General features: G+C 64.5%; 15 protein-coding genes, 4 tRNA genes and 1 pseudogene. 11 read left to right on the top strand and 9 right to left on the bottom strand.

Features of this window, described 5'->3' with window-relative positions; genetic code table 11:
* The first annotated feature begins 60 nt into the window (after positions 1-60).
* A tRNA-His gene (locus ACFT1A_RS28170) sits at positions 61-133 on the top strand.
* A 186-nt stretch (positions 134-319) separates the two neighbouring features.
* Here the strand turns inward: ACFT1A_RS28170 and ACFT1A_RS28165 are convergent.
* Complete coding sequence (locus ACFT1A_RS28165; protein WP_378449680.1) at positions 320-730, bottom strand: MerR family transcriptional regulator; 411 nt, start codon at positions 728-730, stop codon at positions 320-322.
* A gap of 55 nt (positions 731-785) precedes the next feature.
* On the opposite strand from ACFT1A_RS28165, the gene ACFT1A_RS28160 reads away from it, so the two are divergent.
* Positions 786-1,748 (top strand): oxidoreductase, encoded by a 963-nt coding sequence (locus ACFT1A_RS28160; RefSeq protein WP_378449679.1) that lies wholly within the window; start codon positions 786-788, stop codon positions 1,746-1,748.
* A 133-nt stretch (positions 1,749-1,881) separates the two neighbouring features.
* On the opposite strand, the gene ACFT1A_RS28155 is transcribed toward ACFT1A_RS28160, so the two are convergent.
* Positions 1,882-3,051 carry an Ig-like domain-containing protein gene (locus ACFT1A_RS28155; protein WP_378449752.1) on the bottom strand — a complete coding sequence of 390 codons (1,170 nt, stop codon included), beginning with the start codon at positions 3,049-3,051 and terminating at the stop codon, positions 1,882-1,884.
* 368 nt (positions 3,052-3,419) lie between these two features.
* Between ACFT1A_RS28155 and ACFT1A_RS28150 the strand changes: the two genes are divergently transcribed.
* The 3 genes from ACFT1A_RS28150 to ACFT1A_RS28140 all read left to right on the top strand — a co-directional run bounded on the left by ACFT1A_RS28150 (position 3,420) and on the right by ACFT1A_RS28140 (position 5,214).
* A tRNA-Lys gene (locus ACFT1A_RS28150) sits at positions 3,420-3,492 on the top strand.
* A gap of 125 nt (positions 3,493-3,617) precedes the next feature.
* Complete coding sequence (locus ACFT1A_RS28145) at positions 3,618-5,048, top strand: amidase (protein WP_378449678.1); 1,431 nt, start codon at positions 3,618-3,620, stop codon at positions 5,046-5,048.
* Positions 5,049-5,141: 93 nt separating this feature from the next.
* Positions 5,142-5,214, top strand: a tRNA-Lys gene (locus ACFT1A_RS28140).
* A 66-nt stretch (positions 5,215-5,280) separates the two neighbouring features.
* Here ACFT1A_RS28140 and ACFT1A_RS28135 read toward each other — a convergent pair.
* Entirely contained in the window at positions 5,281-5,502 is a 222-nt protein-coding gene (locus ACFT1A_RS28135) for a DUF3618 domain-containing protein (RefSeq protein ID WP_003945299.1), read from the bottom strand.
* Between the two features lie 145 nt (positions 5,503-5,647).
* On the opposite strand from ACFT1A_RS28135, the gene bcp reads away from it, so the two are divergent.
* Positions 5,648-6,121, top strand: a complete 474-nt coding sequence (bcp, locus tag ACFT1A_RS28130) for a thioredoxin-dependent thiol peroxidase (RefSeq protein ID WP_378449677.1) — start codon at positions 5,648-5,650, stop codon at positions 6,119-6,121.
* Here bcp and ACFT1A_RS28125 read toward each other — a convergent pair.
* A pseudogene (locus ACFT1A_RS28125) lies at positions 6,118-7,467 on the bottom strand (dipeptidase). The gene bcp and the pseudogene ACFT1A_RS28125 overlap by 4 nt on opposite strands.
* 290 nt (positions 7,468-7,757) lie before the next feature.
* Here ACFT1A_RS28125 and ACFT1A_RS28120 point away from each other — a divergent pair.
* Positions 7,758-8,459 carry a TetR family transcriptional regulator gene (locus ACFT1A_RS28120; protein ID WP_230814073.1) on the top strand — a complete coding sequence of 234 codons (702 nt, stop codon included), beginning with the start codon at positions 7,758-7,760 and terminating at the stop codon, positions 8,457-8,459.
* A 58-nt stretch (positions 8,460-8,517) separates the two neighbouring features.
* Here ACFT1A_RS28120 and ACFT1A_RS28115 read toward each other — a convergent pair whose 3' ends face one another.
* Entirely contained in the window at positions 8,518-8,916 is a 399-nt protein-coding gene (locus tag ACFT1A_RS28115; protein ID WP_378449676.1) for a holo-ACP synthase, read from the bottom strand.
* 10 nt (positions 8,917-8,926) lie between these two features.
* Complete coding sequence (locus ACFT1A_RS28110) at positions 8,927-18,235, bottom strand: fatty acid synthase subunit beta domain-containing protein (protein ID WP_378449675.1); 9,309 nt, start codon at positions 18,233-18,235, stop codon at positions 8,927-8,929.
* 419 nt (positions 18,236-18,654) lie between these two features.
* Here ACFT1A_RS28110 and ACFT1A_RS28105 point away from each other — a divergent pair, with 419 nt between their 5' ends.
* The 4 genes from ACFT1A_RS28105 (at position 18,655) to ACFT1A_RS28090 (ending at position 20,800) form a co-directional block, all read left to right on the top strand.
* Positions 18,655-19,371, top strand: a complete 717-nt coding sequence (locus ACFT1A_RS28105; RefSeq protein WP_378449674.1) for a hypothetical protein — start codon at positions 18,655-18,657, stop codon at positions 19,369-19,371.
* 73 nt (positions 19,372-19,444) lie between these two features.
* Positions 19,445-19,526 (top strand) — tRNA-Leu (locus ACFT1A_RS28100).
* Positions 19,527-20,015: 489 nt separating this feature from the next.
* A complete protein-coding gene (locus tag ACFT1A_RS28095; RefSeq protein ID WP_021333455.1) occupies positions 20,016-20,423 on the top strand; it encodes a hypothetical protein in 408 nt (135 codons plus the stop codon).
* Positions 20,420-20,800, top strand: a complete 381-nt coding sequence (locus ACFT1A_RS28090; protein WP_378449673.1) for a DUF3817 domain-containing protein — start codon at positions 20,420-20,422, stop codon at positions 20,798-20,800. Before ACFT1A_RS28095 ends, ACFT1A_RS28090 begins: the two co-directional genes overlap by 4 nt.
* A 63-nt stretch (positions 20,801-20,863) precedes the next feature.
* On the opposite strand, the gene rdgB is transcribed toward ACFT1A_RS28090, so the two are convergent.
* From rdgB to ACFT1A_RS28075, 3 genes are read right to left on the bottom strand one after another with little or no spacing between them, the layout of a single operon-like run.
* Entirely contained in the window at positions 20,864-21,472 is a 609-nt protein-coding gene (gene rdgB, locus ACFT1A_RS28085) for an RdgB/HAM1 family non-canonical purine NTP pyrophosphatase (RefSeq protein ID WP_378449672.1), read from the bottom strand.
* Between the two features lie 3 nt (positions 21,473-21,475).
* Complete coding sequence (gene rph / locus ACFT1A_RS28080) at positions 21,476-22,261, bottom strand: ribonuclease PH (protein WP_003945332.1); 786 nt, start codon at positions 22,259-22,261, stop codon at positions 21,476-21,478.
* A gap of 52 nt (positions 22,262-22,313) precedes the next feature.
* A complete protein-coding gene (locus ACFT1A_RS28075; protein ID WP_378449751.1) occupies positions 22,314-23,072 on the bottom strand; it encodes a cyclic nucleotide-degrading phosphodiesterase in 759 nt (252 codons plus the stop codon).
* Between the last annotated feature and the right edge of the window lie 44 nt (positions 23,073-23,116).

Raw genomic sequence — 23,116 nt, 5'->3', positions numbered from 1 at the left:
CTTTCGCGCTAGTATCTCTTTCGTCAAAGCAGCCGGGTCAAACCGGTGGCCGAGGCAATGGTGGGCGTAGTTCAGTTGGTAGAGCACCAGGTTGTGATCCTGGCTGTCGCGGGTTCGAGTCCCGTCGCTCACCCAAGCGGAACCCCCGAGAATGTCGAAAGGCATTTTCGGGGGTTCTTTTGGTTTGTACCCCATCCCCATCCCCAATCTCCCCCTCCACAGCCGGGTGAACGTACCTCTGGTCGCCTCAGATAGACCGAAAGCCACTTTCGCTCTCATCGGGGTAGCTGGAATTCGCCGCAAATGGCCCAGCCGTCGATCACTCGGGCGACGGTTGCGGCTCCCAGACACCCGCTACGGTCCCCTCACGCACGTGTCGCTCGTATGCCGAAACCTTGTCGCGAATGACGTTCAGGTTGTCCTGCATCGCAGCGATCCTGGATCGAATCAACTCCTCATGCGACTGCAAAAGTGAAAGCCGCTCCTTCTCGTTTCCTGGCCCTGACCTGACGAGCGCGGCGAATTCGCGGATAGTGGCGATCGGCATACCCGAGTCTCGGAAGCGATTGCACAGCTTCAACCAAGAGACATCGCTTTCGGAGTACACCCGACGCCCACCAGCCGAGCGCGCAACCTCGTGAACGAGCAACTCTTCGCGCTCGAAGTAGCGGAGAGAATCGATGCTGATGCCGGTCTCGACGGCTACATCACCGATCAAAAGTTCGCGCATTGCCCGATTACCTTTCCTTGACCTGGAGTGCACTCCAGATTTTACGGTCGCGGTCATGAATTCAATCCAGCGCAAAATCAACACCGGATTTGCCCGAACCTCCACCGCCGACGACGTACTTTCCGGACTAGATCTGACCGGCACCACCGCATTGGTCACTGGCGGGTACTCCGGACTCGGATTCGAGATTTCGCGGGCACTTTCTTCGGTCGGCGCGCGAGTTGTAGTTCTTGCCCGCCGACCAGAACAGGCACGGGGTGCCGTGGCCGACTTTCCGGGTATCGAAGTACGAGCGTGCGATCTGTCGGACCCGAGCAGTGTCAGATCGTGCGCGCGAGAAATTCTCGAATCCCGGATCAGTCCGGACATCATCATCTGCAATGCCGGAATCATGGCCTGCCCGGAGATCCGAGTCGGGTCTGAATGGGAATCACAGTTCGCGATTAATCACCTTGGGCACTTTGTGCTGGTGAACCTGCTTGTGCCTGCCATGCCCGCAAACGGCTCTCGCGTGGTCGCTGTCTCGTCGGCGGGACATTTTCTGTCGGGAGTGCGTTGGGATGACATACATTTCCGCAACGGTTACGACCGGTGGCTTGCGTACGGTCAGGCCAAGACTGCAAATGCTCTCTTCGCTGTGCAGCTCGCGAGCGCCGGTGCTTCACGCGGAATTACTGCGTTCTCCGTCCATCCTGGGAGCATCCTCACTCCCCTTCAACGTCACTTCTCCGCATCGGAGAAGCACGATCTCGGATGGACTACGTCGAATGGCGACGCCGTGCCGGGATTCAAGACTCCCGCCCAGGGCGCCGCTACAACGGTGTGGGCGGCGACGGCACCGATACTCGCCGATCACGCCGGCGCGTACCTCCAGGACTGCAACATCGCGGACGTCGCGCAGACCGATGACATGAGCGTCGGCGGCGTGAAGCCTTGGGCTACCGATCCCGCCGACGCACACAGACTGTGGGCGCTGTCCGCTGAGATGACCGGAGTGGACGCCTTCGATCGACGCTGACACCGAGCGAACGTACCTCTCGGCGCCTCAGATAGACCGAGAGGCACTTTCGCTCACAAAAGGCGTGCGGATGCAGAATGCCCCCAACCGGACGGTCGGGGGCATTCTGACGTTCAGCGCTTCAGCGGCGCGCTCAGACGTCCGCGTTGCCGGTCTTCCAGACGCTCCACGGGATGTTCCAGTCGCCGAGGCCGTCGGTACCGGAGAGCGTGCCGCCGACGGTGTTCTTGACCACGACGATGTCCCCGCGCTTGGTGTTGTCGTAGACCCACTTGGCGTTGGACGGGCTCAGGTTGAGGCAGCCATGGCTGGTGTTGGAGTAGCCCTGCTGCCCGACCGACCACGGTGCCGAGTGGAAGAAGATGCCGCTGTAGGACATTCGGGTCGCCCAGTCGACGGGGGTCTTGTAACCCTGAGCGGAGGTGACCGGGACGCCGTACGTGGACGAATCCATGATCATGTTCGCGAAGCGGTCCCCGATGATGTAGACGCCGTTGTCGGTGGGAGTGCTGTCCTTGCCCATCGAGGTGGGCATGGTCATGACGGTTTCGCCGTTGACCTGGAACGTGACCTGCTTGGTGTTGTCGTCCGCCGTGGCGATGACCGCGTCACCGATGGTGAAGGAACTCTTCGCGTCTTCCTGCCCGAAGACTCCCTTTCCGAGATTGCGCCCGTAGACGTTGACGTTCACGTCGACCTTGGTGCCCGGTGCCCAGTAGTTCTCCGGACGCCAGCGGACCTCACGATTGTTGACCCAGTAGAACGCACCTTCGACGGCCGGAGTCGTGGTGACGGTGATCGCCGCCTCGGCAGCCTTGCGATCGGGGATGTTCTCGTCGAACTGCACGGCTATGGGCTGACCGATGCCGACCACGTCGCCCTCGTTCGGCAGGACGTACGGCTTGGTGACGTTGCCGGGCGCGCTGGTGGTGAAGGACGTGACCGTCGTACTGGCGCCGCCCAATCCGTACGCGCGGGCTTCGATCTTGTACTTGCGGTTGTATCCGAGCGGCTCGGTGGTCGTCCACGACGCACCGTCGACGGTGATAGCGCCGGCAACTGCCTTGCCGTCCTGATTGACCATCGTCACGTCGGACAGGGCGCCGTCGGCGACGTTGATCTTGACCGGGTCACCCGGCGAGAAGCCGACAGCCCCGTCGGCGGCGGTCGAGGTGAGCTTCGGCTTGATGAGTTCGGTGAGCGGATTGGAATCGATCGGCGCCGACCCCTCGGTGCTGACGTCCTTGCCACCCGACGTGCACGCGGTCATCAGAACGAGCGCACCGAGTGACACCGCGATCATCGCCGCACCCTTCGACGCTCGACCGTTCCCCCCGCGCACGGACAGACCCCACCTTTGACGACTCATCGTTCGACTCCGCTTCACAATTTCTCCGACTAACTTCCGCGTCACATGCGAATCCCACTTACCGGAAGGCAAGTGGGACTTGCGGTATGACTGCGCTACATCAATGATGCCAGGCGCGCTCGTTACCAACGGTCATGAAGGGCCACGCCGTCAGTAACGTTCAAGTATCAATCGCTCCGAACCGTCCGTTTTGTTACCGCTTGTGGCGGATTTCCTCCGATCGGACTACGGCAGTGAAGCCTCCACCTGGCGATTTGCTCCCGAACCGGCGATTCGGCTAATGTTCTGTCTCGCAAGAGCGAGCGCCTATAGCTCAGTTGGTAGAGCAAGTGACTCTTAATCACTGGGTCCGGGGTTCGAGTCCCTGTGGGCGCACTTGCAAAGATCCCCACCTTCTTCGGAAGGTGGGGATTTTTCATTGTGTCGTGGTGAACAGGTCGTAGTGAACAGGTTGTGGTGAATAGACTTCACAGTTACCGGAACCACGGCCTGGAGGACTGATGACCGAGCGCGAAACCACACCGGGCAGCGAGCTGGCATTTGCCGGGGTGGCGGGTCAGGCCGCTCTGATCCGGTCCGGCGAATTGTCCGCCCGCGAGCTCACCGAGAACATACTTCGTCGGATCGAACGCCTCGATTCGACGCTCAATGCTTTCGTGCGAGTTCTCGCAGACGAAGCGCTCGACGAGGCGACGCGGCTCGATCAGCGCCAGGCCGACGGCCACAGCCTGGGCCCACTGCACGGAGTCCCGATCGCGATCAAGGACGAGAACGACGTCGCCGGAACGCCCACGACTTACGGCGGTGCGGCAGCAACTCGCATCGCCTCCGCTGACTCGGAGGTCGTTCGACGTTTGCGCGAGGCCGGCGCGGTGATCGTCGGCAAGACGACGATGCCCGAGTTCGGCATCTGGCCCTTCACCGAGACCGCCGCAAACGGCTACACCAGAAACCCTTGGGACACTGGCGTATCCACCGGCGGATCGAGCGGAGGATCTGCGTCGGCCGTCGCCTCGGGAATGGTCGCGGCGGCGATAGGCGGCGACGGCGGCGGTTCCATTCGATTGCCTTCGGCTTTCTGCGGCCTGTTCGGACTGAAACCGCAGCGTGGCCGGGTGAGCACCGCGCCGAACCGAAACCTCTGGCGCGGGCTCGGCACGCTCGGCCCTCTCACTCGTTCCGTGGAGGACAGCGCACTCGTGTACGACGCGATCACCGGCACCACCGGGACCGACGACTACACAGCCGAAGCACTCCGAACCGGCTTTACCGAGTCGGCCGCGTCGGCACCCGGGCCGCTTCGCATCGCGGTGTCCACCCGGAGTCCGGTCCGGGGAGTCCGCCCGTCCGCGGAGGTCGTTGACGCGGTGCGCTCCGTCGCAGAGATGTTGAGCGCGTTGGGACATCACGTCGAAGAACACGACCCCGAGTACCCGGATGCAACTGCGGCTTTTCTCCCCCAGGTGCTCGGCGGCGTCCGCGACGAGGCACTGCGCGTCGATCATCCGGCGCTCCTCGAAAAGCGCACGCGCGCACTCGCGTCCATCGGCCGGATAGCCGGCCCCGAGCGCGTCGGGAAATTCGCTTACCGCAAAGGTGAGCGAATTGCAGCAACGGTCAACCAGGTCTTCGACACCTTCGACCTGGTCCTGATGCCGACGACGCCCGCCTTGCCGCGCCCGATCGGACAGCTCGAAGGCACCGGCCTTCTGTCCGCAGTCCGAAAGGCATTGCCGATCGCCGCCTATTGTTCGATCTGGAATGTCTGCGGCAATCCGGCAGCCGCAGTACCCGCCGGTTTCTCCGAACGCGGGCTCCCCCTGAGCGTTCAACTGGTTGCGCGCAGCGGTGGTGAACCGACGATTCTCGCCGTCGCACAGCAGTTGGAAAGCACCGTCCGCTGGCCGCATTCGCGCCCGCCACACTCGTGAATTACAGAAGCGATGTAACCATCGTCACCACGATGAACACGCGTTTTGCAAACTCCTGAGCCTGTCGGCTAATGTTCTGTCTCGCAAGAGCGAGCGCCTATAGCTCAGTTGGTAGAGCAAGTGACTCTTAATCACTGGGTCCGGGGTTCGAGTCCCTGTGGGCGCACTTGCAAGAAGGCCCCCACCTCACGAGGTGGGGGCCTTCTTCATGTTCTGTCTTCGAAAACTCGGGTCAGCGAATGATCTTCCGAACCACGAGTAGTCCCACCACCGAACCGACTGCGATCAGCGCGTACTTCACTGCCGGCTCGTTGAGCTTGGCGAGCACCGTCTTCTTGGTGTTCTCGACCAGCCGCTTCGGGTTGGTGCGGACCGTCAGTTCGTCGAGTGTGCTCGCGAGCTGGTTACGCGCCTTCTCGATCTCGCGCTCGATGCTCTCGGTGTCCCTGGGCACGTGTCCTCCAACTTGTCTGTGTTCTGCTGCTCTGTGTGCGGGTCTGCTGTGTGGACGCAGCGCGCCGACACTTCGCTCTACCGTAGAGGAGCAGAATGCCCTCGCGCCCACCTGCCGCGCAATTTGTCGACTAACCTCGATTCCCGTGACCGAGAACAGTAGATTGTCCGCCGGCGACGTCGCGCCGGATTTCACGCTCCCCGACGCCGACGGCAACGAGGTTTCGCTCCACGATTACCGCGGCCGCAAGGTCATCGTGTACTTCTACCCCGCGGCCAGCACCCCGGGATGCACCAAGCAGGCTTGCGACTTCCGCGACAGCCTCGCCGAACTGAACGGCGCCGGCCTCGATGTCATCGGAATTTCACCGGACAAGCCCGCCAAACTCGCGAAGTTCCGCGATACCGAAGAGCTGACCTTCCCACTTCTCTCCGATCCCGAGAAGGCGACGCTCGAAGCCTGGGGCGCGTTCGGTGAGAAGAAGATGTACGGCAAGACGGTCCAGGGCGTCATCCGCTCGACGTTCCTCGTCGACGAGGAAGGCAAGATCGAGGTGGCCCAGTACAACGTCCGGGCCACCGGCCACGTCGCCAAACTACGACGCGATCTGTCGGTCTAACTCCCGTACCTGGTCAAGAACAGCGCTTCCGCGAAAGCGAGATTCTCGATCTCCGACGGGTCGACGCTTTCGTCAGGTGCATGAATGCGGCACTGCGGTTCCTCGACGCCGATCAACGCGATCTCCGCGTCGGGGAACTGCTCGGCCAGTGCACTGCACAGCGGTATCGATCCCCCTTGGCCGGCAAATCCCACTTCGCGGCCGTAGGCATCGGTGAGTGCGGACTTCAGCTGCGCGAAACCTTCCCCCTCCGTCGAGGACGAGAACGGCGATCCCGTCGATTCCGGTACGACCTCGATGTGGACGCCCCACGGCGCCGCTGCCAGGAGGTGGTCTGTCAACGACTTCTGTGCCTGCGCCGGATCCGTGCCGGGCGGGACGCGAAGATTCAGGCGTGCGGACGCGCGTGGGGCGATCGCCGCCGCCGAGCCCACGACCGGCGGGCAGTCGATACCCAGAATGGTCAATGCCGGACGAGCCCACACCTGCTCGGCGACCGAACCGGAACCCGTCAGCTGCACACCGTCGAGTACTCCCGCATCGGAGCGGAACTGATCGTCGTCGTAGCTGACCCCGGCCCATTCCTGGTCGTTGGTCAAGCCTTAGACGGTGGTGTTTCCGGCGCTGTCGTGCAACGTCGACAGAATGTGCACCAGCGCGGTGATCGCATCGGGCGCCGGCCCACCGAAGACACCGGAGTGAATCTCACCTTCGAGCGTCGACACGTGGACCACTACGTTGGCGATCCCGCGTAGTGACGTCGTGATCGTCGGCTCCCCAACTTCGGTGTTGCCGGTATCGGCGATCAGGATCATGTCTGCCGCGAAGAGTTCCGGCCGCTCGCGCACCAGATCCTCGAGACCGCCGGTGCCCATCTCCTCCGAACCTTCGGCGACGATCGTCAGATGCGCGCTCGGATCCACACCGGCAGCGGCAAGCGCTCGCAGCGCCGTCAAATGCATGACGACGTTGCCTTTGCAGTCGGAAGCACCGCGTCCGTACCACCGTCCGTCTCGCTCCGTGAGCGTGAAAGGCGGCGAGCCCCAGAGCTCTTCGTTTCCGGGCGGCTGAACGTCGTAGTGGCAGTACAGCAGAACGGTCGGGGCACCGGCCGGGCCTGGTCGACGCCCGACGACCGCGGCCGAACCGTCGGAGGTCTCGATCGCCTCGATTTCGGCGAAACCCTGATCGCGGAATGCCTCCAGGACCCAATGTGCCGCGGCCGCGCATTCTTCCGGCGGGTACTGCCGTGCATCGGCGACGGACTTCATCGCCACCAGTGCACTCAGATCCTCACGGGCGCGCGGCATGAGTTCACGTACCGCGGTTCGCAGTTCTTCCGTCATCGTCTCCCTCTCCTCGGCATCGAATCTCGGTGTGCCCGAAGAATCTCAGTCTGCCCGAATCAGACGAACGGAGTCGGCAGGATCGCCGCTGCGCCACACCGCGCAACCACCTCTTCGGCTACTGGACAGGTGGTCACCTAGTATCGAGTTGTGGCAACAGCATCGGGACTCGTGTGCGCGCACCTGCGCGGTGCGTTTCGATCGATCACGACCGCCGAAGTAGGTGGCCGATGACACCGGATAACGCACAAGTCCCAAATTCGACAGAAAACACCGATAGCCTGGAAGATGTGCAGCCCACGACTCGTCACCGCGCGCGGCGGCGAGTCGACCCTGCACTGGAAAACCCACAAAGCCTCGAAGAGCCGCAGGAACTGCTGCCTCGCAAGCGTCCGACGCAAGAGCGCAGCCAGCGTAAGTTCGACGCCCTCCTGGCGGCGTCACGTGAACTCCTCACCGATGTCGGATTCGAATCGTTCACGTGTGAAGAAGTCGCGGCACGTGCTGACGTCCCGATCGGGACGCTCTACCAGTTCTTCGCGAACAAGTACGTCATCGTGTGTGAATTGAACCGCCAGGACCTCGTCGGGGTCCAGCACGAGCTTGCCCAGTTCGGCGGCGAAGTGCCCTCGCTCGACTGGTTGCGGTTCCTGAACAGTTTCGTCGATCACATGGCCGGGCTGTGGACGTCGGATCCGTCGCGCCGCGAGGTCTGGCTGGCGATGCAGTCGACACCGTCCACACGGGCCACCGGCGTCATTCACGAAAAGCAGTTCGCCGAGACTGTCGCGAAAATGCTGGGCCCGTTGACGCCGCGTACGCGGCGAGATCGTCGCCTGATGATGGCGGAAGTCCTTGTCCACGTGGTGTATTCGATGCTCAATTTTTCGGTTCAGGACGGTCAGTCGCATGCCGACGCCGTCACCGAACTGAAGAGGCTGATGATCGCGTATCTCCTCGTTGCCGAGAAGGAATCGCGCACGAAGGACTAGTCGAACGGCAAAGAGCCGGTCTCCCGTTGGGAGACCGGCTCTTTCGCGTCCGGCGGTGTTACTCCGGTTCGGATTCGATGACCGCGAAAGCTCCGGCCATGTCCCCGTCGTGAGTGAGTGAAATATGAATCTTCACTCCGGTGAGGTGTTTGGCCACGTCACCGCGAAGTCGGATGCCGGGGCGACCCCAGGCGTCCGAAACGACTTCGATCTGATTGTGGATCATCTCCCCCAGCACCGGCGGGCTGGCAAAGATGGCAGTCGACCAAGCCTTGATCACTGCTTCCTTCGCTGCCCACCGCGCCGCGAAGTGTCGTGCCGGTTCGGAGCTCCGGGTAGCGGCGTCTCGACGCTCGCCCGGTGTGAAGTTGTCGAGCATTGCCGTTCCCGGCCTGTTCAATTGCTCGGCGAACTCCGACACCGTCACGAGGTCGAAGCCGATACCCAGAACTCCCATACCGTGATTATTACTTGCAGCCGGGCAGATTCGAGCGGTACACCTGATCTGCGCCGAGTCGTGCGTCCTCGCTCAGCAGCATGTCCGCTTCGAGCTGACGCGAGGCCTTGGCCGGCGTTCCGTCGGCACCGAGGCGACGATCCGCCGGACGCTCGTAGAGGCTGTCGCCGCCGCACATCGCCTTGGTGAGGCGACGCTGACCGTCGATCGTCCGCTGCTGCGCCGCCGCAACATAATCCGCGCGCTTGTCGGCCGGAACCGACTCGACGAATGCCTGCGGGTGCACGACTGCGATCAGTCCGGAAACGTGACCGAAGCCCAGGCTGGTCAGCAGGCCGGCGCGCAGCGGAAGCTGCTCACCGAACTTGAGCGGCTGACGTGCCCACACGAGGTGCTCGAACTCGGCCATCTTGTCGTCGACGCAGTCGAGGCTGCGGTTCGGCGGGACGATGCCCTGGCTCAGTACCTGGCAGAGTCCGATCAGCTGGAAGGCTGCGGCTCCACCCTTGGCGTGACCGGTCAGGCTCTTCTGCGAGACCACGAACATCGGCGCGCCTTCACTGCGTCCCAATGCCCCGGCGAGGCGCTCGTGCAGCTCTGCCTCGTTGGGATCGTTGGCGGCAGTGGAGGTGTCGTGCTTGGAGATCACGGCGATGTCGTCGGCGCTCACTCCGAGAGCGTTGAGCGAGAGTGCGAGCTGTGAATCCGCTCCCCCACGTCCGGCGCCCAGTGCTCCGAGTCCCGGTGCCGGGATCGAGGTGTGGACACCGTCGGCGAACGATCCGGCCCAGGCGACCACACCGAGGACGGGCAGACCCATCTCGAGTGCCAGGTCACCGCGAGCGAGCAGAATCGTTCCGCCACCGGCCGACTCGACGAATCCGCCGCGGCGACGATCGTTTGCCCGCGAGAAGCGGCGATCTTCGATGCCCTTGGCGTGCATGTCCTCGGTCTTCGCAGTGGCCGACATGTCACCGAAGCCGATGATGCCTTCCGTGCTCAAATCGTCGAACCCGCCGGCAACAACCAACTGCGCCTTGCCGAGTCGGATCTTGTCGACGCCTTCTTCGACGGATACCGCTGCCGTGGCGCAGGCGGCGACGGGGTGAACCATCGCGCCGTAGCCGCCGACGTACGACTGAACGACGTGCGCTGCAATGACGTTCGGCAGCGCTTCCTGCAGGATGTCGTTCGGGCGGTTCTCGCCGAGCAGCGTGTCGATGTACAGGCTCCTCATGGAGGTCATACCGCCCATGCCGGTGCCCTGCGTGTTGGCGACCAGGCTCGGGTGTACCCAACGGAGCAGTTCGCTCGGGGTGAAGCCGCCCGTGAGGAAGGCGTCCACCGTTGCGACGATGTTCCAGAGACCGACGCGGTCGACCGAATCTGCCATGTCCGCGGGGATTCCCCACTTGGTGACGTCGAAGTTGGTCGGGATCTGGCCGCCGACGCTACGAGTCAGCTTCATCTTGCGCGGGACGCGGATCTCGGTGCCTGCGCGGCGGGTGACCGTCCAGTCGCCGGACTCGGCGGAAACCGTCGCCGTCGTGTTCTCCGGATCGGATTCGACGAAGGCCTGAGCCTCGGCCTCACTGCCGACCACGAAGCTCAGATCCTTGTCCAGGAACACGGAGGTGAGCAGCGGAGCGGTGTTGTCGATCATCGCGCCCTCGTCGACGTAGCGGCGGATGCCGCAACGCTCGACAACTGCGTCGTGGTACTTGTCGGCGATTTCCGCCTCGGGTACCAGGTCACCGGATTCGACGTCGTACCAACCCGGCTTGGGGTCGTTCTCCCAGACGATGAGTCCGGTGTTCCACGCCAATTCGAGAACGCCTGCGGCAGAGAGCTGCTCGTCGACCTCCATCTCGAAGCGGGTACGCGAGGAACCGTAGGGTCCGAGCTCTCCGGCACCCACGATGACCACGAGGTCCGCGGGGGTGACGTCCAGTTCGGGCCAGCTCGGAGCCTTGACCGAGTCGTCGATGCGAGCCGGCGCGGGCAGTGCCAGGATGCTGGACTCGTCCACTGCCTCGTCGACAGCTTCGGCGATCTCGGCAACCTCGGCAGCTTCCTTGGCCAAAGCACCCAGATCCAGGTTGGCCTCGGACAGTCCGCCGGTCAGGTCGACCTCGAGCGGAGCCTCTGCAGCAGCGCGACGCGACTCACGCGTTGCCGTCTTCAGTAGCTGGGTCGCCATCTCCTGGGTGGACCAGGTGCGGACGCCCGCTGCTTCGACCGCGTCGACGATCGGATCGTTGTGACCCATGAGTCCGGTTCCGCGAACCCAACCGATGACGGCGTGTGCCAACGTGACCCGCTCGGCCCAGTTGCGCTCGGCCTTCCAACGGTTCACCACGGCGATCAGCGAAGCCTTGGCCTCACCGTAAGCACCGTCGCCACCGAATGTTCCGCGGTTCGGCGAACCGGGCAGCACTACGTGCAGGTGCGTGTCGACGTCACTGTCGTAACCGATCTTCGAGAGACCGCCGATGAGGCGCTCCACCGACCAGAGCAACACGCGCATTTCCATTTCGGCGCGAGCGCCGGCGTCGGAAAGTTCACCGCCGACACGGGGAGCCGCGAACGGGAAGAGCATCGTCGGCGTCATGGCCGGCTTGATGAGCTTCTTTGCGCCGCCTGCGTTCTCGGTGGCCTCGTTGCCGATCCAGTCGATCAGTGCGTCGACGTCGGTGTACGACGCCATGTTCGCGGGAACCACCCAGAGGGCGGCACCGGCGCGAGCGTTCTCGCGGTACAGGTCGCGGTAGAAGCCGAGACGCTGACCGTCGAGTCGCGAGGTGGTCACGAATACCGTTGCGCCACCGGCAAGGAGCTTGCCTGTGACCGCTGCCGCGATGGAGCCCTTGCTGGCGCCGGTCACGACTGCGACCTCGCCTGCCCACTCGGGTGCGTCGGATTCTGCCGCCGTAGCCGCATCAGCGATGCGGGTGTAGACCTCGGCGAGCGCCGTGCGGCCTTCGTCGGTTGCACGGGTGGCCCACCACTTCGACTGGGCGGCAACGGTGTTACCGGCTCCGATGAAGTTCGCGACCGAGAGGGTCTCACTGCCCAGCCAGATACGCGCAAGATCCTCACGCGCACTTGCCCAGCGGTCGTCGAGCAGCACTGCCTTCTGCGCGTCGAATGCCGGAGCAACCAAACGCGGCCAGTCGGAGCCGAGTTCAGCCGAGACCAGGTCGACCAGTTCGGTGTCCTCGACCGTCGCGACTGCTGTTTCTTCGTTCAGTCCGAGTTGCTCGAGCACCAGGCGTGCGGCCGAGGCCAGAACGCCGTTGCGACCGGTGATGTTCTCGGTGAACTCACCCAGAGCGGCTGCGTCGACGGTTCCGCCGCTTCCGCCGCCGGTAGCCGGCAACGAGACGCTGACTCCGCGAGCAGACCCGACCGAGGCGACTGCGCTGTCGATGACTGCGTCCACTGCTGCCGCGTCGGCCAGTGCGCCGGAGCTCAGGCCACCGAGGTCGCCGCCGCGGATGCTGGCGCCGTCACGGGTACCGAGAGCCACTGCTGCGGTGACGTGGTGTGCCCAGCCGTCGCCCAGTTCCCAGACCTTCTTGACGCGGTCGGCGATGTAGCCGGGACGCTTGCCCGAGGGGCCGAAGACCTTGCGCAGGTGATCGTTGATCGAATCGGAGAGCACCGGTCCGAACGGCTTGTACGTACGAGCGAGCTTGTCGACGGTTGCTCCCAAGGAGCCCATGTCGGCGTCTGCGGCACCGTCGATGGCGCCGAGAGACAGCTCGGAGCCGAGGTCGACCAAGAGCTGGTTACGACGCGAGGAGACGCCGTCGCACAGTGCCTCGATCGTGTCGGCGGGGCCGACCTGATCGGGACGGAGCTTGGTCCACAGGCTGATCAGGACCTTCGTGGCGTCGGGCGCCTTGAAGGTGAGGTCGTCCGGACGCGGTCCGCCCGAAGGAGCAGCGGGAGCAGCAGCGACCGGAGCGGCAGTTGCGGCGACCGGAGCAGCCTGCGCGGCAGGGGCTTCGATCTCGTCGTCGTCATCGACGGCCGGATCGACGTCCGTGCCGTAGACGATCGCAGCTTCGCGCTCGACGTTGAGAACCTCGACCGGGTAGCCGAAGCGGCCCGGCAGCTTGAGGGTTTGCGACGCCAGGTTCGCGACGGTCGGGGCAGCGCCGAGACCGATCTCGACGAAGCGCTCGACCCCGAGTCCACCTTCGGACTCGTCGCCGAACAGCAGGTCCTGCGTCTCGATCCAGCGAACCGGGCTGGCGAACTGCCAAGCCAGCAGCTCGATCAGGATGATGCGTGACAACTCGTGGGTGCGCGTTGCGTAGCTGTCGAAGTCAGCGAGGACTTCCTGCAGCGGCTCGGACGGCACCAAGTCGGCGATTTCCTGAACGAAGTCACGACGCAGCGAGAACGGCTTCGGAACCAGGTTCGGGATGTAGCGGCCGATCAGGATGTCCGGGTCGATGTCGTGCGGGAGCAAGTCCTGCAGGCATACGCGGAAGTCCGCCACGCCGCCGCGAAGGACGGTGGAGTGGAACGGAACGTCGATGCCGGGGACCTGGATGTATGCCCGCTTGCCGCCGAATTCTGCGCGGCGACGGTCGATTTCGATCTCGAGTGCGTCGAGACCGGCTACCGAACCGGCGATGGCGTACTGGCTGCCACGCAGGTTCAGGTTGACGATTTCGAGGAACTCACCGGAAGCCTCGGCGACACCGGCAACGAAGCCCTGCACGTCGTCGTCGGAGACACCGATCTGCGACGGGCGAATAGCGGCCATGCGGTAGTCGGAGCGTCCGGCTTCGTCACGGGGAACGAGCTGGTGCATCGCGGAGCCACGCTGGAAGACGACCTCGAGAAGCGCTTCGAGCGGGAAGACCTCGGCAACAGCGGCGAGCGCGTTGTACTCACCGACCGAGTGACCGGCCAGAAGCGAATCCTCGATGAAGGTTCCGGACTCGCGCAGCTCGGCAACCTGAGCAACACCGAGAACGGCCATGGCCACCTGGGTGAACTGCGTCAGGTGAAGGACACCGTCGGGATGCTTGTGCTCGACACCACGGGCCTTGACGGTCACCGGGTTGTCTCGCACGACAGCGAGAATCGAGAATCCGAGCGCCTTGCGGGTGTGCTTGTCGGCACGCTCCCAGACGTCGCGCGCGGCCTTGGAGCGGGCGCGGGCGTCGAGGCCCATGCCCGGGCGCTGGATGCCCTGGCCGGGGAAGGCGTAGACGGTCTTGGGCGCTGCGGTGCGACCGGTGGCGACCATGACCAGTTCGCCGTCGATGCGGCAGCCGACCTCGACGATTTCAGCGCCCTGGTCGATACCGACACGGTCGACGCGGACGTCGATCTCGGCACCGGGGCGAACCATCCCGAGGAAGCGGGCGGTCCAGGCGGTCAGGCGGCGCGGCGGAACGCGGGTCTCGGCCGGGTCGACTGCGGTGACAACCTGCTGCGCTGCGGCGGAGAGCCACATGCCGTGCACGATCGGGGTTCCGAGGCCGGCCAGCAGAGCGGCGTTGTCGGAGGTGTGAATCGGGTTGTGGTCACCGGAAACCTGAGCGAATGCGCCCATGCTGACCGGCGCGAGGATCTTCGCGTCACGGCGACGACGACGCGAGGTGTCGACAGCCGCATCGCTGATCGATCCACCGGCGCGAGCGGGGTCGGCGAGTTCGCCTGCACCGGTGCGTCCGCGGATCGCGAAACGCTCCGTCATGGTGACGACTGCGGGGGCGTCGAGGCCCTCGCCGAGCATGGCACCGACCTCGACCTTGACCTCGACGACGCGACCGAGATCGGTGTCGAGAACCGAGGCGACCTCGGCGTTGACGACGAGAATGCTTGTCTCGGAGGGCAGCTCACCGACGAAGTCGACGGTGTGGTCGAGGTGGACCAGGTCGAGCATGCCTTCGATGACGGAAAGACTGTCGAGCTTGGCTGCGCCGAGGACGGCGAAGACCGCGGGCCAGCATGCTCCGACGACGACGTCCGGAACAGCCTTGCCGCTGACACTGAGCGTGGCGGGCAGGCCGGAACCGGTGACGCCGGCATGATCGGCGATGCGATCGGGAACCCACGCGACGTTGAGTCGGGCCTTGCCGTTCTTGACTGTCGGAAGTTCCTGTCCGGCAGCGACTGCCAGCAGCGCGGACATCGCACCTTCGGCGTCGGCCTCGGTGACAACCGGAGCGCCGCCGTCGATCACGGACTCGGGGATGGTGATCGTGATGTCGACGGACTTGTCTGCCACCAACGGAACCGAGAGCAGCACGTGCGAGGAATCGACGACGGTCAGGCTGGACCCGGTGGTGCCGTGTACTGCCTTGTCGGCAGACTCCGCACTCCACTCCTCGAGGTCGCCGAGACGACGGACGGGGTTCTGGGTCAGGCGGCCGGCCCACTGGAGGTCAGGAGCCGAGAGGACGGCGTCGAGAAGTCCGGGTGCGGAATCCTGGTGGCGACGGCTCGCAAGTGCAACCGGAGTGGTTCCGGCAGCAACCAATTCGTCGTAGGTGGCCTTCTCGAAACGATCGAGCAGGTCGCCGACCGGCTCGTCGACACGGGTGATGCCGGCGACGGCAACGGTGCCGGGGATGACACAGACCTGATCTGCGGTGTAGCGGGGATCGTGTGCCTGCCACAGGGAGTCGCTGCGCCACCAGCGACGCACGTCACCGTCGACAACGGGAACGAAGTTGACCGGCTTGCCCGGCGTCTTGCAGAGCGAGATGAAGAACGAGACGTCTGCGGGATGCAGAACGGTCGTCGAGTAGTCCGGGTACGACGCCTGCAGTGCGCAGATCGCAGCCTCGGGTCGCTCGAGGGTCTCGGCATCGCCGAACAGTGTGGGGATGGGACCGCGGTCGACCGGGTGCAGTCGCGCCTCGGCGCGCTGGAGCATCTCGCCGAAACGAGCACGCCAGGTGATGTCGAGCCACGGGCTCGAGGTCGCCTCGACGATGGCGTCCTGAATATCTGCGCCGCAGTCGAATTCCTTGGCGGCGTCGATCCCGACGGTCAGCTCGAGGTAACGACGCAGCCACTGGGCGTACGTCATGGTCTCGACGTCGCCGAAGTACGGCTTGGCGGTGACGTCGAGGGCGGCGATGATCTCGTCGCGGCGCTCGGCCACTGCCTCGGAATCGCCGGCAACCTCGTCGAGGAGGCGTCCGGTACGCGAAGCCGCGTTGTCGATCTCGTGGATGTCGGCACCGAGCTGGCTACGGCCAGAGGCCATTCCGCCTTCAGCAGTACCGGCACCGACCCAGTCCGGCGTACCGGGTGTGTCGACGAGAAGCTGCTTGACCTCGGGAGAGGTAGTGGCCTCGAGAGTCGCCATGGCTGCAGTGCCGACCAGGATGCCGTCGACGGGCATGGCCGGGAAACCGGCTGCGGCAGACCAGCGGCCGGTCAGATAATCAGCTGCGCGCTCGGGTGTTCCGATGCCGCCGCCGACGCAGATGACCAGGTTCGGACGCGTGCGCAGCTCGGCGTACGTGTCGAGGAGCAGATCGTCGAGGTCTTCCCACGAGTGGTGTCCGCCGGCGCGGCCGCCTTCGATGTGGACGATGACCGGGAAGTTCGGAACCTCGTTGGCAATGCGGATCACGGAGCGGATCTGCGCCACGGTGCCGGGCTTGAACGCAATGTTGGTGATGCCGATCTCGGACAGCTCGTCGATGAGGGCAACAGCCTCTTCGAGTTCCGGGATACCGGCGGTGACGATGACGCCGTCGATGGGAGCACCGGCAGTACGGGCACGCTGCACGAGGCGCTTGCCACCGAGCTGTAGCTTCCACAGGTACGGGTCGAGGAACAGGGAGTTGAACTGGACCGCGCGGCCCGGCTCGAGCAGCATCTTCAGTTCTGCGACACGGTCTTCGAAGATCTCTTCGGTGACCTGTCCGCCACCGGCAAGCTCGGCCCAGTGACCGGCATTGGCTGCCGCGGCAACGATCTTGGCGTCGACCGTCGTCGGCGTCATGCCTGCGAGCAGGATCGGCGAACGACCGGTCAGCTTCGTGAACGCGGTCTCGACGCCGATGCGGCCGCCGGGAAGCGCAACGGGCTTCGGCGCGAATTCGGACCACGAACGTGAGACCTCAGGCGCAGCACCGGGAGTGAGCAGATTGCGGTGTCCACCGCGGGTGGCTGCGGCGATGATGCCGACGCCCTGTCCACGCAGCGAGGAGGACGTCATGCGGGTCAGCTGATCGCTGGGTCCGAGATCGAGAATCCACTTGGCGCCGGCGGAAATTGCACCGTCGACAGCCTCGACCCAGTCGACCGGATCGACGAGGACACCCTGCGCGAGTTCGCGCGCACGGTCCGCGTCGAGACCGCAACGGGTTGCCCAGCTGCCGACCAGTTCGACGGCCTCGGCCAACGCGGGGTGATGGAAGCCGATTTCGGTGTCGAGGGGATCGAAGGACGGAGCGAAGACGGAACCGCCGCGCTTCTTGCCCTCACGCTCGCGGGCTTCTTCGGCTTCGATCTGCTCGCAGCGCTCTTGCACGCGCGCCAACTGAGCGGGCGGCCCGGCAAGGACGACACGGCGACGACCGTTGCGGATGGCAAGGACAGCTGCACGCTCGGGAGCAACACTCTCGGCAAGCTCGGCGACGATGGCAGCGAGACGCTCGGGATCGACACCCGAGACCGCGACCATCGGTTTCGCGGAGGCGCCGGCGATGACGCCACGGCGACGGCCGACCAAGCTGGCAGCAGCACCGACGAGCTGTGCGACGGCGAGGAGTTCACCGTCGTCGTTGCCCTGGGCGGCTACGGCAGCCGTGGCAAGAAGGCCCTGCGAGTGGCCGATGACAGCAGCAGGCGGGTTGCCGGCCACATCCAGACCCTGAGCGGAGAGGGCACGCAACGCCGCAAGCTGCGTGAGGAAGACACCGGGTAGCGACACCGGAGCTGCGGTGAGCGCGGCAGCGGAAGGTCCCGCCGACTTCTCACCTTCTTCTTCGTCGACGATCTCGGCTTCGAGCATCCACGCGATCGGATCGAATCCGACCGGGCGCACCACGAGGAGATCCTGTGCGACGGGTGCAAGGCGTGCGGCTGCATCATTGACCAGATCGGTCAGAATGGGTTCCAGGCCGTTGTCACGGCTGAGCTCCTCGAGCGAGGTGAGCCAGGGAGCGCCCTGTCCACCGAAAGCGATTGCGTAGGAAACGCCGTTGTTCAGCGAATCGACGAGGGCACCTTTGCTGGTCGTGCGGGACTGTCCCCCATCGACGCCGAAACGGCGTCCACCCTTCGAGTCGCGTCCGTTTCCTGTAGGTGTCGTGTCATCGATCGTCACGCGTACGTCCTCTCCTGGTCACCTCTGCGGCGAGGTGGGATTTGCGGTGTGCTGCCCGGCTGAAGTGCTCGCGAATTCGTCGAGAGAATCGACGGAGTCAGGGCGTTCGTGCAAGACAAGGTTTACACAGAATCATGAGGATTTCCTCACGTTTGTCGACGCCCTCGAAATCTGGACTTTCAGGGCCGTGATCTTCCTCACGAGAGTTCGAGAAAGTGACTCGCGAGTAGGTCGCGAACGCCCTGCCTGGGACTGTTACCGCGATTTTCAGAAACCTGAGGAACCCCTCATATTTATTGTTATCAATTCGTGACCTCCTTGACGGACGGTCGATCCCGTGCGTTTGCGGCCACAATCTGTCGGACCCCCTCGCTACGTTCAGCGCGTCCACACAGGACAACTTCTCGGGGGGAGAAATCATGGAAGACACAGACGTAGTCAGAGCCGTCGAATTCATCGGCGCCGAACTGCCGCGCGAGGCGTGGCCGCACTGGAATCAAGGCTGGCCGCTCGAGTCCGAAGCGGCCCTTCTCGACGCGATCTTCTCGTCACGCGCCGCGTACGGAACGCCGAAGACCGGAGTCCGCGCCGTCGTCGACCGTTGGCGCACGCACCGGTCGGTGGAGGCCGGCGAACATCTCGACAGCCTGTCTGCTCTCGCCGCCTTCACCGACCGGGGCGACGAACTCGCAACGGTTCTCGGCAATCGCCAGCGCGTGCCTGGCAACTACTCCACCAAAGCCGAAGGTGTAGCTCGCGCAGCCAAAGCGCTCGTCGACGCCGGTTGCCGGTCCAGCGCCGACGTCGAGGACACCGAATGCCTCCGCTCGGCAGTCGTCTCCGTTCCGGGCCTCGGCCCGAGGACCTTCGAGACGCTGGTGTTCCTGTCCGGGAAGTTGACGGCAACCTGGTTAGACCTGCTTGCGCGGTTCGCCACCGAGGCGAGCAGCAGCGACGAATTGTTGTCGAGCACCGACGCAGCCGAATTGCTTGTTGCGGTGTCGGAACACCTCGACGTCGATGTTCGGACACTCACCCACGCCGCGTGGCGGTATCAACGCACGGCTGAGCAACCGCGCCGGTCGAAGAAAACCACCACCCCGCCGGCAGCGGATCCACTGGCCGAATCGGCCTGAGAGCAGGCGGGCGCATCCCGACCAGGGTGGTGTTCCCGCGAGCGATTCCACTCGCGTATCCTTTGAATTCCGCGCGCGAGTGGCGGAATTGGCAGACGCGCTGGATTTAGGTTCCAGTGTCTCAGGACGTGGGGGTTCAAGTCCCCCCTCGCGCACAACGAAGAGCCCCGCCGGATCTGATCCGGCGGGGCCTTTCCAGTTCTCAGCGCTTTCGATCCTTGACCGGTGGAGTCATATACGTCGTCCGGCTGGGCGTCAGCCCCAGATGGACCGAGCTCTCCAACCACGTGATCGCCGCTGCCGTCGGATCCACCACCGGAACATGAATCCCTTTGCCATGCAGCCTGTCTCGGACTGCGCGGTTACACCGAACATGCCGGTGCAACCGAGAACGACGGAGTCGGCCTCACTGTTCCCCACGGCCGCAGACGACTCGAACACTCCCCAGCCGATTGTCCAACCCCCCGGATCGGCGAAACATGTGATGAACACACCGTCCACGCCACGGCCTCTACGACACGCCGCGGCGCGGCCCCTACGACACGCCGTGGCACGGCCCCTACGACACGCCGTGGCACGGCTTCTACGACACCGTGTCGGAGATCGCAGGGCGAGGCACTATAGCTCTCAGGTACCGTCTTAGTGTGTCCAAGAACGCTACTAAACGCCGACCTGCGCTGATTCTGCTGGTCATCGTGTCAGCCGCCGGCTGCCTCGCGCTCGGCTGGTGGCAGTGGGAGCGCTTCGAAGCCGTCGGAGGATCGGGACAGAATCTCGGGTACGCGTTCCAGTGGCCGCTGTTCGCGGCGTTTGTCGTGTACGCGTATCGCAAGTTCGTTCAGCTCGAAGACGTGGACCCGGAAGAGGCCGAAGCCGAGGAAGCTGCCGCGGAGCCGCGTGAGATTCCCGCCGACCTCTTGCCGCAACGCCCGCAGGCCGAGTTCGACGATGTGAACCTCGACGTCGACGATCCCGAAGCCCGCCAAATGCTCGAATACAACGACTACCTTGCGCAGCTCGCCGCTCGCGAGTCCGATAGGAGCACGACGTGAGTACCGGTTCGGAAGCGAGCATCGCTACCCCCGCAGTCAACACAGAGAAGCAGAAGAAGGTTGCGTCGGCGCTCGTCCGATACCGCGTTCTCGCTTGGATCACGGGTCTGTGGCTGCTGTTCCTGACCGGTGAGATGGTCTACAAGTACCTGATTCTGGACAATTCTGCGGATGCACCGGCGTGGTTGTTCTACATCGGCCAGATCCACGGTCTGTTCTACATGCTCTACCTGGTCTTCACGATCGACCTCGCGATCAAGGCCCGGTGGAAGCCCGGTACGACGGTTGCCACCGCGCTCGCCGGCACGATCCCGTTCCTGTCGTTCGTGTTCGAGCACAAGCGAACCGCCCAGGTGAAGCAGGCTTACCAGCTCTGAGAGTTTCGACAAAGTACAGCCCTGAACGCAGTCGCGTTCAGGGCTGTACTTTTCGGATTCGGATCAGCCGGCCAGTGCGGCCAACGCCGGAACGAGCTGCACGAGCGCTCTCCCCCGATGTGATGCCGCGTCCTTCTCGGCCGGGGTGAGTTCTGCGGCAGAGCGGGCGTCACCGTCCGGACGGAAGATGGGGTCGTATCCGAAGCCGCCGTCTCCGGCCGGTTCGCGGCCGATCACCCCACGCCATTCGCCGCGCACCACGATCTCGTCGCCACCAGGAATCACGAGTGCACAGGCGGAGACGAAGGCCGCACCGCGCCGCTCGTCTGGCACGTCTCCCAGCTGAGCCAGCACCAGGGCGGTATTCGCGCCGTCGTTTCCGTGAGTGCCCGACCACCGCGCGGACAGCACACCCGGCATACCGTTCAGCGCATCGATCTCGACACCGGAATCGTCTGCAATGCACGGCATTCCGGTTGCCGCAGCGCCGTCACGCGCCTTGGCGAGCGCATTCTCCTCGAACGTCGCGCCGGTCTCGGGAGCCTCGGGGAACGGCGGAACCTCGTCGAGGCCGACCAGCTCGATTCCGTTCACTCCGGCGGCGTCGAGAACTCGGTGAAGTTCCTTCAGCTTCTTGGCGTTTCGGCTTGCAACCAATACTCGTACGCTCACAGCTCAAGCACCGAACTTCTTCTTGGGTTCCGGATTCTTCGGTTCGGGGAGCACCCCGGGATACGGCTCGGCCAACGCCTGACGCTGGATCTCGAAAAGTTGCTCACAACCAGCGAGCGCGGAGTCGAGCAGCTTGTCCAGCGTCGAACGTGGGAACGTGGCGCCCTCACCGGTTCCCTGGATTTCCACCAGAGTGCCGGTATCGGTGGCCACGACGTTCATGTCGACCTCGGCACGCGAATCCTCTTCGTACGGAAGATCGAGACGCACTCGCCCGTCCACGACGCCGACGCTGACGGCCGCTATGCCACACGAGATGGGCTGCGGGTCGGAGAGCAGGTCGGCAGCGCGCAGGTACGTCACGGCGTCGACCAGGGCCACGTACGCCCCCGTCACTGCCGCGGTGCGAGTGCCGCCGTCGGCTTGGAGGACGTCGCAGTCGAGGGCGATGGTGTTCTCGCCGATTGCCGCGAGGTCGATGCACGCTCGAAGTGATCGGCCGATGAGTCGACTGATCTCTTGAGTGCGGCCGCCAACCTTGCCCTTGACCGATTCGCGGCCACTACGTGTGTGCGTCGCGGCGGGAAGCATCGCGTATTCGGCTGTCAGCCAACCCAAGCCGGAACCCTTGCGCCAGCGGGGAACACCCTCTTCGACGCTGGCCGTGCACATGACGCGTGTGTTCCCGAACTCGACCAGAACGGATCCGGCCGGATGACTGGTGAACCCGCGGGTGATCTTGACCGTGCGGAGCTCGTCGTCCGCCCTACCGTCTTCTCGTGTAGTCACCTTCGTGAGCCTAGCGGTCGCCCGCTCGGCACTGCATCGAATGTGAGGGGAATCAGATGTCGTAGACGCTTCCGGCGGAGACTGCATGGACCGGTCCGGAGAATTCGGATTTCGCTTCGGCGATCACGTCTTCACGGGATGTCCACGGCGGGATGTGCGTGAGGAGAAGCTCCTTGACGCCGGCGAGAGCGGCCACTCGGCCGGCTTCCTTGCCGGAGAGATGAACTCCCTCTGGCCGATCGGGACTGTCGGTCCACGACGCTTCGGAGAGCAACACGTCCGCATCGCGCGCGAGTTCGACGACGTTGTCACACATGCCGGTGTCGCCGGTATAGACGAGCACGCGGCCGTCGGCGCCGGTGATCCGGAAACCGTAAGCCTCGGGCGGGTGATTCATCCGGCGCGCGACGACGCTCAGTTCTCCGAAGGACACCGGCTCGTTCTCGGCCCAGAGTCGGACGTCGATGGTGTCGGAGATGTCGTCCATCTCGCCGGCACACTCGGCGGAGGACACTCCGATGCGGCAGGCGGTGTCGGTGGGGCCGTAGACCAGAGCGCGGCCAACCGGCGGGTTGGGGTGATAGCGACGCCAGACGAGAAGGCCGGGCATGTCGAGACAGTGGTCCGCATGAAGGTGCGAGAGCAGGATCGTCACTTCGCCCGGATCGGCGTATCGCTGCAACGCTCCCAGAACGCCCGGGCCGAAGTCGATCACGAGCGGCGGAGTTCCCGGTGCCGTGAGCAGGTATCCCGAAGCCGGTGAATCCGGACCCGTGACGCTGCCGGAACACCCCAGGACGGTCATGCGCATACCGGTCATGCTGCCACGTCTACCCGTCTGGGAAAAAGCTCTTG

This window comes from Rhodococcus sp. NPDC057135 (assembly GCF_042670865.1).
Taxonomy (GTDB): Bacteria; Actinomycetota; Actinomycetes; order Mycobacteriales; family Mycobacteriaceae; genus Rhodococcus_F.
The sequence above is the reverse complement of the archived record's forward strand: the minus strand, read 5'-3'. Positions and strand labels throughout refer to the sequence as shown.